At 65.1% G+C, this 12577-nt stretch carries 10 protein-coding genes and 1 riboswitch; of the genes, 7 read left to right on the top strand and 3 right to left on the bottom strand.

What is annotated here, in order from left to right; all coding sequences use genetic code 11:
* Positions 1-82 precede the first annotated feature (82 nt).
* A riboswitch (ZMP/ZTP riboswitch) is annotated at positions 83-168 on the bottom strand.
* A 35-nt stretch (positions 169-203) separates the two neighbouring features.
* The 3 genes from purU to ACPFL9_RS06155 all read left to right on the top strand — a co-directional run bounded on the left by purU (position 204) and on the right by ACPFL9_RS06155 (position 2336).
* Positions 204-1052, top strand: a complete 849-nt coding sequence (gene purU, locus ACPFL9_RS06165; protein WP_426006427.1) for a formyltetrahydrofolate deformylase — start codon at positions 204-206, stop codon at positions 1050-1052.
* A gap of 21 nt (positions 1053-1073) precedes the next feature.
* Positions 1074-1733 carry a class I SAM-dependent methyltransferase gene (locus ACPFL9_RS06160; RefSeq protein ID WP_426006425.1) on the top strand — a complete coding sequence of 220 codons (660 nt, stop codon included), beginning with the start codon at positions 1074-1076 and terminating at the stop codon, positions 1731-1733.
* Positions 1734-1817: 84 nt separating this feature from the next.
* Positions 1818-2336 carry a gamma carbonic anhydrase family protein gene (locus tag ACPFL9_RS06155; RefSeq protein WP_426006424.1) on the top strand — a complete coding sequence of 173 codons (519 nt, stop codon included), beginning with the start codon at positions 1818-1820 and terminating at the stop codon, positions 2334-2336.
* 50 nt (positions 2337-2386) lie between these two features.
* Here ACPFL9_RS06155 and ACPFL9_RS06150 read toward each other — a convergent pair whose 3' ends face one another.
* Together ACPFL9_RS06150 and ACPFL9_RS06145 are read right to left on the bottom strand one after the other, a co-directional pair.
* Positions 2387-4084 (bottom strand): flavin monoamine oxidase family protein, encoded by a 1698-nt coding sequence (locus ACPFL9_RS06150; RefSeq protein ID WP_426006423.1) that lies wholly within the window; start codon positions 4082-4084, stop codon positions 2387-2389.
* Positions 4081-5607 (bottom strand): amino acid permease, encoded by a 1527-nt coding sequence (locus ACPFL9_RS06145; RefSeq protein WP_426006421.1) that lies wholly within the window; start codon positions 5605-5607, stop codon positions 4081-4083. The genes ACPFL9_RS06150 and ACPFL9_RS06145 overlap by 4 nt, the downstream gene beginning before the upstream one ends.
* 99 nt (positions 5608-5706) lie before the next feature.
* Between ACPFL9_RS06145 and alr the strand changes: the two genes are divergently transcribed.
* Positions 5707-6939 carry an alanine racemase gene (gene alr / locus ACPFL9_RS06140; RefSeq protein ID WP_426006420.1) on the top strand — a complete coding sequence of 411 codons (1233 nt, stop codon included), beginning with the start codon at positions 5707-5709 and terminating at the stop codon, positions 6937-6939.
* A complete protein-coding gene (locus ACPFL9_RS06135) occupies positions 6929-8521 on the top strand; it encodes a PucR family transcriptional regulator (RefSeq protein ID WP_426006419.1) in 1593 nt (530 codons plus the stop codon). The genes alr and ACPFL9_RS06135 overlap by 11 nt, the downstream gene beginning before the upstream one ends.
* Here the strand turns inward: ACPFL9_RS06135 and ACPFL9_RS06130 are convergent.
* Positions 8518-9426 (bottom strand): carbon-nitrogen hydrolase family protein, encoded by a 909-nt coding sequence (locus ACPFL9_RS06130; protein WP_426006418.1) that lies wholly within the window; start codon positions 9424-9426, stop codon positions 8518-8520. The genes ACPFL9_RS06135 and ACPFL9_RS06130 overlap by 4 nt on opposite strands.
* 231 nt (positions 9427-9657) lie before the next feature.
* Here ACPFL9_RS06130 and ACPFL9_RS06125 point away from each other — a divergent pair, with 231 nt between their 5' ends.
* Complete coding sequence (locus ACPFL9_RS06125; RefSeq protein WP_426006417.1) at positions 9658-10848, top strand: ROK family transcriptional regulator; 1191 nt, start codon at positions 9658-9660, stop codon at positions 10846-10848.
* Positions 10849-10977: 129 nt separating this feature from the next.
* Entirely contained in the window at positions 10978-12534 is a 1557-nt protein-coding gene (mmsA, locus tag ACPFL9_RS06120; protein ID WP_426006416.1) for a multiple monosaccharide ABC transporter ATP-binding protein, read from the top strand.
* The last annotated feature ends 43 nt before the right edge of the window (positions 12535-12577 follow it).

Here is a 12577-nt window from a genome sequence, read left to right as displayed (position 1 = left end):
GTCAGGCTACCGGCAGCAGCATTCCCGCGTCCTCTCGATGACAAGAGGCATCGGTCACTCTGCATGCATTCGGTAAAACATGACCCTCGGCCCAGGCGTACGATCCGTGGTCTTCGTGATTGCCGCTCCCTGGTGGTAGTCCACCCAACGCCAGTTGCGACCCGTTAACAGTACAACAACGCCGCGCGGGTAGGCTTGGGCGTGTGACTGACTCCGCATTTGTTGTGACCCTTTCCTGCCCTGACCGCCCCGGCATCGTGCATGCCGTCGCCGGAGCCCTCCTGGAGGCAGGATGCAACATCGCCGATTCCCAACAGTACGGAAGCCCCACCACAGGTAACTTTTTCATGCGCGTGGAGGCAACGACGTCGGGCCCCCAGCAGGCGCTGGAGGCCGCGCTGCTTCCGGTTGCCGGGTCGTTCGGCATGACGTGGCAGGTCAATCCGGTAGGCCGGAAGGTCCGCACCATCATCATGTGCTCCAAGGACGCACACTGCCTCAACGACCTCCTGTTCGCCCAGCGCGCAGGCACCCTGCCCATCGAGGTCCCCGCGATCGTGTCCAACCACCGCGACCTCGAGGAACTGGCCAGGTTCTACGGCATCCCCTTCCACCACATTCCGGTGACCGCCGACACCAAGCCCCAGGCCGAAGAGGAGCTGCTGAAGCTGATCACCGAACACGATGTGGAACTGACGGTCCTGGCCCGCTACATGCAGGTGCTGTCCAACGATCTTTGCCGGGAATTGAACGGCAAGGCCATCAACATCCACCACTCGTTCCTGCCCTCCTTCAAGGGCGCCAGGCCCTACCACCAGGCCCACGCACGCGGTGTGAAGCTCATCGGCGCCACCGCCCACTACGTCACTGCGGACCTGGATGAGGGGCCGATCATCGAGCAGGAAGTCATCCGCGTGGACCACGCCCGCACGGCCGCCCAGTTCGTCCAGATGGGCCGCGATGTGGAAGGCCGGACGCTGGCCCAGGCGGTCCAGTGGCACGCCGAGCACCGGGTGCTCCTGGATGGCACCCGGACCGTGGTGTTCAACTGACGCCGGTCCTACGCTGGGGGTATGCAGGGTATCCCTGATCCGGAAGCTGACCTGGCTCTCTACTACGACCGCCATGCCGCAGTGCGGAACACCCGGTCCTTGACTCCACACCGGGTGGAGGCCAGGCAGTGGTTCGTGCGGCTGCTGAAGGAGGAGCACCGTCACTCCCTGTTTGAGCTCGGCTGCGGAACCGGTGTTGAAGGCCTGGCCTTTGTCCAGGCGGGGCTGCACTACACCGGAGTGGACCTGTCCGGTGAAAGCGTCCAGGTGGCCCGGGCCCACGGGCTTGAGTGTTCTGTGGCCAGCGGACGGAAGCTGCCTTTTGCCGACGGGGTTTTCGACGCCGTGTGGAGCATGAGCACCCTCCTGCACGTGCCCAACAGCAGGATTCACGACGTCGTCAGCCAACTTGTGCGGGTCGCCGCACCTGGTGCGCCGATCGCCGTCGGGCTGTGGTCCGGCGACGACGACGAAGTCCTGAACCCGGAAGACCTCGACGAGCCCCGCCGGTTCTTCAGCCGCCGGAGCGATGACACCCTGCACCGGATCTTCGGTGCCCATGGTGTGGTGGAGCACTTCCGGACCTGGCCCGAAGGAACGGGGGTGGAGTCCGGGCCCGGAGCAGGCCATTGGACCCAGCACTACCAGTTCCTGGTCCTCCGCACCCCCTCACCCAACTAGGTCGCATTAGTGCGCGTTTTGAGGGCTCATAACGCGCACTAATGCGACCTAGCTGGGTGCACGGGGTGACTTATGCTGGGGCACATGGCTCCCTCATACACTTTTGCCGGGGACACCCCGGACATCCATGGCACCGCCTTCGTGGCACCCACGGCGTCGATCATCGGCAAGGCCACGTTGGCCCAGGACTCCAGCGCGTTCTATGGCGTCTCGGTCCGTGCAGACACGGCGGCGATCACGGTAGGCGCAGGTTCCAACCTCCAGGACAACGTGGTCCTGCACGCGGACCCCGGATTCCCCTGCACCGTCGGCGAGCGCGTCTCAGTCGGTCACAGCGCCGTGGTGCACGGCTGCACCGTGGAGGACGACTGCCTCATTGGCATGAGCGCCACGATCCTCAACGGCGCCGTGATCGGAAGCGGTTCCCTCATCGCGGCGGGCGCCGTGGTCCTTGAGGGCACAGTCATTCCCCCGCGCTCCCTGGTGGCCGGCGTCCCGGCGAAGGTGCGCCGCGAGCTCACCGACGAGGAATTCGACGGCGTGAAGCGCAACGCCGCCCACTACAAGGAACTGGCTGCGGCCCACCGGGAAATGCACGCCTGACGAACGAATGCGGGGCCCGCTCACGCAGAGCGGGCCCCGCTTTCGTTGCATCAGTCCAGGGGGATCGGACCCAACTCGTCCAGCAGCTCACCCGGTCCGGGGTTGCCGGTGGCCGAGGATCCACCCAGGTGGTTCACTACGCCCCACACAGCGTTGAGGCCCGTGGTCACAGCGCCCTCGGCCCAACCGGCGGTAAAGGACACGTCGTCCCCGGCCAGGAAGATGCCACGCTGGTTCTCCGGCAGCTTGTCCTGCTTGAAGTGGGTGAACAACCGCTGCTGGTACCGGTAGTGTCCGGGCAGGTTGGCTTTGAACGCACCCATGAAGTTGGGGTCGGCTTCCCAGGACACCGTGACCGGCTGCCCCACGATGTGGCTGGCAATGTCCACGCCCGGGTAGATCTGCTCCAGCGAGTGCAGCATGAGCTTCACGCGTTCCTCGGCGCTGAGCGCAAGCCACTTCAGGGCATCGTCGTTCCAGGTGTAGGACAGCAGGATGACGGCGGGCTTGTCCGGGCCGTCGTCCAGCAGGTAGGTGGCCCGGTTGAGGCGGTCGGTGAGGGTCATGGAAAGGACCTCGCGGCCGGTTTCCGGGTCGATGTCCTTCCAGAACGGCCGGTCCACCATCACGAAGGTCTTGGACGACTGCATGTAGTGCGAGCGCTCGATCGCGGTCCACATCTCCGCTGGGAACAGTGCTTCTTCGGTGTGGATGCGCGTGGACAGCAACCAAGACTGGCAGGTGGTCACCACCGCAGAATAGGTCGCCTCGCGGCCCCAGCTTTCCCGGACCACCAGGTCGCCGTTGTCTGCGCGGCGGATGTTGTCCACGGCTCCGCGCGGCGAACCTGAGTGCAGCGACGCCAGCGAGGTGCCCTGCGGCCAGTGCGTGATGTCCGACGGCGCGTGGTTCCAGAGTGCCTCGGGCAGCCTTTGCGCTCCTCCCCGGATCAGCCGGTGCTGGTCATCGGCGTCGGTGTAGACGACGCGCAGGATCTCCAGGATGGAGTTGGGGAAGTCCGTGTCCCAGCCACCGGTGCCGAAGCCGACCTGGCCAAAAGCCTCGCGGTGCGCGAAGCCTGCATCCTTGAAGGACTTGCTGGCGGCGATGAATCCATAGAACGTCTGCTCGTCGAGTTCGGGCAGGAGCTCATTCCAGAGTTCCTTGATGCGCTTGGTGTCACGGGCCTTGATGGCTTCCTGCATTTCCGTGAACGCCGCTCCGTCCTTGATCGCGTCTTTCCAAGCGTCGGCTACTTCGCGGAAGAACGGCGGCAGGTCCTCGGGCGTGGCAGCGTAATGCTTCCGGCCCGCCAGTTCGATCACCGTGCTGGAGGTGACAGGCGCCAACGGGTTCGGGAAGTCCTGTGTTTCCAGTCCCAGGAGGTCGATGTAGTGGTACAAGGCCTTGCCGGAGACGGGGAACCGCATGCCACCGAGGTCGGCAACCACGCCGGGGGCCGAGGGGAAGCTGGCTGTCCTGAGCCGGCCGCCGATTTGGTCGGCCTCGTAAATGACGGGCTTGAGGCCGAGCTTCATAAGTTCGTAGGCCGTCACAAGCCCGGACAGCCCTGCGCCGATGATGGCGACTTCGGTCCCGTATCGCCCCGCGGGGACGGACCCCAGCCCGTCCGGGTGGGCCAGGTAGTGGTCGTAGCTGAACGGAAAGTCCGGGTTCAGCATGGTGATGGGAGCCTCCGCCGAGCTGTCGGCTGAGGGGTCAGTGGGGAGTTCGGTGGCGACGGTCATGCGTTGTCTGCTTTCACAGGTTCCGGGCTCGTGGCCCTGGTGGTCATTTCACGGTAGTCCTGCTCGCTCAGTGCGGCTACCTTGGAATTCCGGCGTCCATAGCCGAAGTAGATGGCGGCTCCCACGAGCATCCAGACCCCAAAGGTGATCCAGGTGTCCGCACCGAGATTGACCATCAGGTAGGCGCACATGGCGGCGCCCAGGATAGGGGTGATGGGGTACAGCGGCACCTTGAAGTTCCGTTCCAGGTCCGGACGGCTGCGCCGCAGGTAGATGACGGCCGCGTTGACGAGCGCGAATGCGAACAGCGTGCCAATGCTGGTGGCGTCGGCCAGCGCGCCCAGGGGCACCAGCCCGGCGGCAAGTGCGACGGCGGTTCCCACCAGCAGCGTTCCGGCCACCGGGGTGCCGGTGCGGCGGGAGACGCGGCCAAAGACCTTGGGCACCATGCCATCGCGGGACATGGACAGCAGGATGCGGGTCTGGCCGTAGAGCACGGTGAGCACGATGCTGGCGATGGCAAGTACGGCACCGGCTGAGAAGACCAGGGCAATCCACGGCTGTCCCGTGATCTCATGCAGGATCTGGACGAGGGCGGCTTCGGTGCCGTCGAACCAGCCCCATGGCCGGGCACCGATGGCTGCGACGGCAACCAGCACGTAGATGGTGGTCACGATCAGCATGGAAAGCATGATGGCCCTGGGCAGGTCGCGCTTGGGGTTCCGGGCTTCTTCACCGGCGGTGGATGCTGCGTCGAAGCCGATGTAGGAGAAGAAGACGCTGGACGCTGCTGCGGATACGCCCGCTGCGCCCATGGGCAGGAGCGGCTCGAAGTTGCCTGCGTTGAAGGCGGTGAAGGCTACTGCACAGAAGAACAGCAGGATGCCGACCTTGATGACCACGATTGCCGTGTTGATCCACGCGCTTTCGCGGGCGCCCCGGACCAGCAGGACCATGGCCAGCAGCACGATGACCATGGCCGGAATGTTGACCACTCCCCCGTCGCCCGGCGGCTGGCTCAGGGCATCGGGCAGGACCTGCCCAAAGGCGGCAAGGGTTTCATTGACGTACTGCCCGGCCCCGACGGCTACCGCCGCCACGGACACTGCGTATTCCAGCACGAGGCACCAGCCACAGATCCAGGCCATGCCCTCTCCCATGGTGGCGTAGGAGTAGGAGTAGCTGGATCCGGCCACGGGGACCAGCCCGGCCATCTCCGCGTAGGACACAGCGGAGAGAAGGGCTGCAATGCCGGCCACCACAAACGAGATCCAGATTGCGGGGCCTGCCAGCGGCACGGACTCTCCCAAGATGACCAGGATGCCGGTGCCGAGGGTGGCGCCGACGCTGATCATGGTCAGCTGGAGGACTCCGAAGCTGCGGACCAGCGGCGTGCCGCCTTCGCTGCTACCGGCCTCGCCGACCATTTGGCCGAGGGGTTTGCGGCGCAGGAGCTGGGCGCCCGGGCCCAGTCCCGCGCTTCGGGTGGCGGGTGGTTTTTGGGTGTTGACAGGCACGGTCACCGTTGACGTCCCTTCATGAGTAGTTTCGGTTTCCCCTCCACAAGACTGCCATGTGAGCCAGCTCTCAAGCTGGTGCAAAATGACCTATAGTGTTCAACCATGAGACGTAATGCACCCCATTCATCCCCCGCCCCGGCGGCGGTTTCCGGGCAGGTCAAGGTGGATCTGTCCGCGATTTCAGACAACATCCGCATCCTCAGGAAGCGCACGGAGGCACCTCATTTCATGGCCGTGGTCAAGGGCAACGCCTACGGCCATGGCTTGGTGGAGGTCGCCCGTACGGCCGTCAGCTCCGGGGCCGACTGGTTGGGAACCGCCCAACTCAACGAGGCTGTGGCTCTCCGCAAAGCCGGCATCACACAGCCCATCCTTTCCTGGCTCTATCTGGCATCCCAGACAAGCGCCACCATCATCGAAGCCTTGGAAAACGACATCGACGTGTCCCTCGGAAGCGTCCGCCAACTGGAGGTGCTCGCCGGTGCCGCCGGACGCCTGGGACGTCCCGCCGTCGTGCATCTGGAACTGGACAGCGGCCTGAGCCGTGGCGGGGCGCGCAAGGAGGACTGGCCGGAACTCGTAGCGCAAGCCCGGCAAGCGGAGGTGGACGGCACCGTCCGGGTGCGCGGAATCTGGACGCACCTCGCGTGGGCCGACGTCCCCGCCCACCCCGGCAATGCGGCAGCCGTGGCTGAGTTCGAGGACGCCGTGAGCCAGGCCCGCGCAGCAGGATTGAGCCCGGAACTTCGGCACGTGTCGAGTTCGGCCAATATCCTGGACCGGCCCGAGTTCCACTTCGACATGGTCCGCGCGGGATTGGCCATCTACGGGTTGGCGCCGGCCGACCACCTGGATCCCGCCGACTTCGGCCTGCGGCCCGCACTGAGCGTCACCGCGCCGCTGGTCATGGTCAAGAAGGTCCCGGCCGGTACGGGCGTCAGCTACGAACACCAGGCCATCACTTACGAGCCGCGCTATCTGGGCCTCATTCCCCTGGGCTACGCGGACGGCATCCCCAAGGGAATCAGCGGAAGGTCGGTGGTTCACGTGGGCGGGCGCCAGGTACCCGTGATCGGCAAGGTGTGCATGGACCAGTTCATGGTGGACCTGGGTCCCGATGCCACGGGGATCGACGTCGGTGACACCGCCGTCCTGTTCGGCGACCCCGCGTGCGGCGCTGCGAGTGCCGACGATTGGGGCTCGGCCATCGGCAGCCACGGCGACGAAATCATCAACAGGATTGCCCCGCGCCTGCCGCGCGTCTATGAATCCAGCGCGTACGAATGCCCCGACTACCAGGAGCCGGCCGCCGCCGGGCAGGGCAATGTCGCCTGAGCCCGCCACCGCCCGCATCAGCTCCGTCACCCTCGACCAGTTCCTGGAGCAGCTGCCGCCTGAGTTGACAATGCTTCACGACGGCGGCAGCGGCACCGAACTGCTGCGCTGGGTGGAACCAAGCGAGCTGGAAGACCCAACGCCCTACCTGCCCGAGGGCGAATTCCTGCTCACCGCCGGGCTGCCTTTCCTGGGGAAAGGTGGCTCGGCGGCCAAGGTGGACGCCTACGTCAAGCGGTTGGTGGGTGCCAAGGTTGCCGCACTGGGCTTTGGCATCCAGCCCTATTTCGACGCCGTTCCCGACGTGCTGCTTGAGGCTTGCCGAAGGCACAACCTCACCTTGTTCGAGGTTCCCGAGTCTTTGCCGTTCGCCGCGATCGGCTTGGAGTTCTCCCAGCTCCTGGAGACGGATGCGGCCCGGGTTTTCCGGCAGCTTGCCGACACCAACCGGCAGCTGATGCGGGCGGTCCTCTCCCCCAGGCCGGAACACGAACTCCTGGCTGCGCTGGTCCAGCGCGTACCCGTGTGGGCTTTGCTGGTGGGAGCGGACGGACGGGTGCGGGCCCGCGGGCACAGTGCCGGCGGCAGCACCGCCGTCGAGCAGTCACAGCTGGCACCCATGCTGGACCGGCTCCTGTCCGGCAGCGGGCCCCGCGTGGAGATGGACAGCTTTGAACAGCCCGGCTCGGCGCTGGTGTTCGGGCATCCGCTGCGCAGCACCAAGGACGCCAACCTGGGCGCCCTGGTCCTGGGTGCCGACGCACCGCTGACGCCTGCCCAGAACAGCGTGGTGCAGTCCGCCGTGGGTCTGTTGGAGCTGCTGGTGCGGCAACGGACCAGTGGATCCCTGGCCCCCAGCCAACTTGCAACAGCCGTGCTGCTGCACCCTGACTCGCTGGTGAACGGCGGCACCAGGCATGTCAATGGTCTCCGGGACCTGCTGGCGCAAAGCGTCTCCTCCACCAGGTCCGCTCCGGTCCGCGTGGTGCAGGGCATCAAAGTCGATTCTCCTGAGTGGCCCGCCGGCGACAGCCCCGTTCGTGAGGTGCTCCAATGGCGGCGGCTGTTCGACACCAAGCTCGTGGAGATTACCGAGTACGGATTCGCGGCCATCACGCGGTTGCGCGTTGACGATGCACTGCTGGCCGATGTCGAGAAGCTCGGCTGGCGCCTGGTGATCGGCGAGCCGACGGAACTGGCAGGCCTGACCGAGGCCTACCACCGTGCCAGTTCCCTGCGTGCCCGGGTACAGCTAAGCGGCAAGAGCGCCCGCGCGGACGAGATGACCTGGTCCGTCACCGGCCTCCTGGGCCAGGAAGCGGGAACCATGCTGGCGTCGCGGCTGCTGGCACCGGTCCTGGCACTCGAACCTGAACGCCGTGGTCCCTTGCTGGCTGTCCTGCGTGGCTGGCTCAGCGAAAACGGCAGCTGGGACGCCTCAGCCAAACTGCTCGGGTTGCACCGCAACAGCGTGCGCCGGCAGATCGGGGTCCTGGCTGAGCTGCTGGACATGGACCTCAACCAGGCGCAGGTCCGGGCCGAGCTGTGGATCGCGCTGCAGTATGTGGACGGGTCCGACTAGCGGTCCCACTCCGCATACAGTTCCGGCCTCCGCTCCCGGAGGTACGGGACCTCGTTCCGGGCTGCCTTGACGCTGTCCGTCCCCACCTCGGCGAACAGCAAGGCGGGCCCCTCCCCGGCGGCGGCCAGCAACGACCCGTCCGGGCCGGCCACCACACTGCCGCCCAGGAAGCTGTACACATCCTCATGCCCCGAGTGGTTGGCGTAGGCGACGTTCAGCTGGCTTTCCAGCGCCCTGGCGCGGATCAGGACCTGCGGGACGTTCTCGAATCCGGCCGACAACGCCGTTGGCACGAGCAACAATTCGGCGCCGCGGCTTGCAGCCGCCCGGACGGCCTCGGGGAACTCCACGTCGTAACAGATCAGCATGGACGTACGGATTCCGTTGAAATCCACGACGGCGGGAGGTGCTTGCGCGCCAACGAACGCCTTGTGTTCCTCCGGACCGAACAGGTGAACCTTGTTGTAGGTGAGCAAGCCGGTGCCGCTGGCGTCCAGCAAAGTAGCCGAGATGTGCCAGCGGTCCTCGCCGGAAGACGGCTCCGCTCCGGCGTCGTGCGCGTGGGCGTCGTGCGCGTGGGCGTCGAGCGCTTGGGCGTCGAGCGCTTGGGCGTCGAGAGCTTGGGCGGGGAGGTCCGGCAGGGCCGCCGGCGCCGGGAGGCTGTAGACAAGGCCGATACCGTGCTTCCTGGCAATGCCGGCCAACCGTTGGTGAAGCTCCGGCAGGATGGCTGGGTCCAGTTCTGCGTGAAGCCGCAATGGCGCATAGCCCACAGGGAACAACTCCGGAGTGAGCAGGATGGCGGCGCCGGCTTGGGCGGACCGGTGTGCAGCCTCGTCAATGGTCCGCAGGTTGGCGTCGATGTCCAGCACGGACGCGTTGGCCTGAAGGACGGATAGCAGCATCTTTACCACCTTGGTTAATCGACTTCGGGCCACTGCGGGCCACTTCTCCTTCCAGCGTAGGCCTGCGTGGGGCCCCCGGAGCAGGGCGTTTGGACCCACGTGCCCCTTGGCCGGGACGCATTGCCCGTTGCGCTCGGGGAGGAACCACTTGCGTTGGAGTATGTCTCGAAAGATTGACTCCTTGTGTTCACTTCTTGACTACAAGTCTTCTCTTGGGGCACGCTTCTTGTCATGCCCGCTACACAGCGCTCAACGAAGAGCCACCCACGAAAACCCGGTTCGCAATCAGCGCTCCGGCACCTCAACCAGCAACGGATCATCGAGTGCTTGCTGAGTGGGCCGTCGACGCAGGCCGAGCTGTCCCGGCAAACCGGGCTGTCCACCGCCACCGTGTCCAACATCGTCAAGATCATGCAGGACGCCGGACTGGTATCCACTGAACCGACCACCAGTTCCGGCCGCCGGGCAACCAACGTCAGGTTGAACAGCAACGGAGCCGTCGCCGTCGGAATCGACTTCGGGCGCCGCCACCTGCGGGTGGTCCTTGCCTCGCTGGGCTACCACGTCATCGCCGAGGAATTCATCGAGCTTCCCCTCGGCCACCAGGCCGAGGAAGGCATCGACGCGGCCGTCCGCCTGCTGGACCGGTTGCTGGAAGAAAACGACATCGACCCCACCGCCGTCGTAGGCGCCGGAGCCGGCATTCCGGGGCCGATCGACCGCCGATCGGGTACTGTCGCCCAGGGCGCGATCCTGCCCGAGTGGGTGGGAATCGACATCCTCCACAGGTTGGAGGAAGCGCTCAAAGTTCCCGTGTTCGTTGACAACGATGCCAACCTTGGTGCGCTCTCCGAGGTCACGTGGGGACCGCACAGCGGCGTCTCTAACCTGATGTTCCTCAAGGTGGGGTCGGGCATCGGCGCCGGGCTGATCCTCAACGGGGCGCCCTACTACGGAAACGTGGGCATTACGGGCGAAATCGGCCATGCGACCATCCACGAACACGGACTGGTATGCCGGTGCGGAAACCGCGGATGCCTGGAAACGATCGCATCAACCACCACCATGATCGAGCTGCTGGGGCGCGGCCAGGACACCCTGCTCACCCCGCAGGACATTGTCCGCAACTGCCTTGCCGGCGACTCCGCCACCCAGCGCGTGGTGGACGACGCCGGCCTTGCCGTGGGCCGGGCACTCGGCAACGTCGCCAACCTCATCAACCCGGAAGTGATCGTGGTGGGCGGCCCGCTGGCGGGCCTGGGCAACCTGTTGCTGGACCCGATCCGCCGGGGCCTGGTACGCCACGCAGTACCCGTGGTTGGAGAGACAACACACCTGGCCATGTCCTCCCTTGGAGCCCGGGCAGAGGCCCTGGGAGCGGCAGCTCTGGTCTTCCAACACGCAGGTATTACCGCCAGGTAACGAAATCGTTAGCTAGCTCATGCGTTCAAGTCTTGACGACAAGACGGGTGATCCAGTTTACTTTTTCATCAGACAGCCCCGCCATTGTGGGGCCGACAACGACGTCATGCATTGGAGGCGTAAGGGCTAATGACACCCCTTGACACGCAAGATGAACCGATCCTTCTGGAAATGCGGTCCATCACCAAGGAATTCCCGGGCGTGAAGGCCTTGTCCAACGTGAGCCTGCGCGTGAAAGCCGGAGAGATCCACGCCATCTGCGGCGAGAACGGTGCCGGGAAATCCACGCTGATGAAGGTCCTCTCGGGCGTTTACCCGCACGGCAGCTACACAGGCGACATCGTGTACATGGCCGAAACGCAGCAGTTCAAGGACATCCGCGCCAGCGAGGCCGCAGGCATCGTGATCATCCACCAGGAACTCGCGCTGATTCCGGAACTGTCCATCATGGAGAACATCTTCCTGGGCAACGAGCCCACCAAGTGGGGAGTGATCGACTGGGCAGAGGCCCGCCGCCGGTCGGTTGAGTTGCTGGCCCGCGTTGGCCTGCGCGAGGACCCGGATACCCCCATCAAGGAAATCGGCGTCGGCAAGCAGCAGTTGGTGGAAATCGCCAAGGCCCTGAACAAGTCGGTCCGCCTGCTCATCCTGGACGAGCCCACCGCGGCTCTGAACGAATCCGACTCCCAGCACCTGCTGGACCTGATCCTCGGCCTCAAGGGCAAGGGCATCACCTCGATCATCATTTCCCACAAGCTCAACGAGATCGAACAGATCGCGGACGAGATCACCATCATCCGTGACGGCAAGTCGATCGAAACCCTCAACGTCAAGCGTGACGGCGTGGACGAAGACCGCATCATCAAGGGCATGGTCGGCCGAACCCTGGAATCCCGTTTCCCGGACCACGAGCCGAAGATCGGCGAAGTCTTCTTCGAAGTGAAGGACTGGACCGTGGGCCACCCGCAGATCCAGGACAGGCTGGTCTGCAAGGGATCGAACTTCTTTGTCCGCCGTGGCGAAATCGTCGGCTTCGCAGGACTCATGGGCGCAGGCCGCACGGAACTGGCCCGCTCCATTTTCGGCCACTCCTACGGCCGCTTCATCAAGGGCCAGGTCTACAAGGACGGCAAGCCGGTGCACCTGAAGACCGTCCGCGCAGCAATCGACGCCGGCCTTGGCTATGTCACCGAGGACCGCAAGTCCCTTGGCCTCAACCTGCTCGATGACATCAAGACCACCACTGTCGCGGCAGCCCTGAACAAGATCAGCAACTACTCGGTGGTGGACAGCCGCAAGGAATTCCAGGTGGCCGAGGAGTACCGCAAATCGTTGCGGACCAAGACCCCGTCGGTGGAGGAAGGCGTGGCCAAACTCTCCGGCGGCAACCAGCAGAAAGTGGTGCTGGCCAAATGGATGTTCACCGACCCGGATCTGCTCATTCTGGATGAACCCACCCGCGGCATCGACGTCGGCGCCAAGTACGAGATCTACGGCATCATCCAGCGGCTGGCCAACCAGGGCAAGGGAGTGATCGTCATCTCCTCGGAGCTTCCTGAGCTCCTGGGCCTGTCCGACCGCATCTACACGATTTTCGAAGGCGCCATCACCGGTGTCCTGAACAAAGACGAGGCGAGCCAGGAAAGCCTGATGAAGCTTATGACCTCTTCCCGGAAAGCAGCCTGACCCTTGGCCCAGAACCACCCCTTCCTGACACAAGGACCAAAAC

It is taken from the genome of Paenarthrobacter sp. NyZ202 (genome assembly GCF_049860755.1).
Classification (GTDB): domain Bacteria; phylum Actinomycetota; class Actinomycetes; order Actinomycetales; family Micrococcaceae; genus Arthrobacter.
This window is presented reverse-complemented; position numbering and strand designations above follow the sequence as displayed.

Coding starts and splice junctions, on each gene's coding strand:
- ACPFL9_RS06160 (WP_426006425.1), top strand. CDS start 1,074: ATGCAGGGTATCCCTGATCCGGAAGCTGACCTGGCTCTCTACTACGAC.
- ACPFL9_RS06155 (WP_426006424.1), top strand. CDS start 1,818: ATGGCTCCCTCATACACTTTTGCCGGGGACACCCCGGACATCCATGGC.
- ACPFL9_RS06150 (WP_426006423.1), bottom strand. CDS start 4,084: ATGACCGTCGCCACCGAACTCCCCACTGACCCCTCAGCCGACAGCTCG.
- alr (WP_426006420.1), top strand. CDS start 5,707: ATGAGACGTAATGCACCCCATTCATCCCCCGCCCCGGCGGCGGTTTCC.
- ACPFL9_RS06135 (WP_426006419.1), top strand. CDS start 6,929: ATGTCGCCTGAGCCCGCCACCGCCCGCATCAGCTCCGTCACCCTCGAC.
- ACPFL9_RS06130 (WP_426006418.1), bottom strand. CDS start 9,426: ATGCTGCTATCCGTCCTTCAGGCCAACGCGTCCGTGCTGGACATCGAC.
- ACPFL9_RS06125 (WP_426006417.1), top strand. CDS start 9,658: ATGCCCGCTACACAGCGCTCAACGAAGAGCCACCCACGAAAACCCGGT.
- mmsA (WP_426006416.1), top strand. CDS start 10,978: ATGACACCCCTTGACACGCAAGATGAACCGATCCTTCTGGAAATGCGG.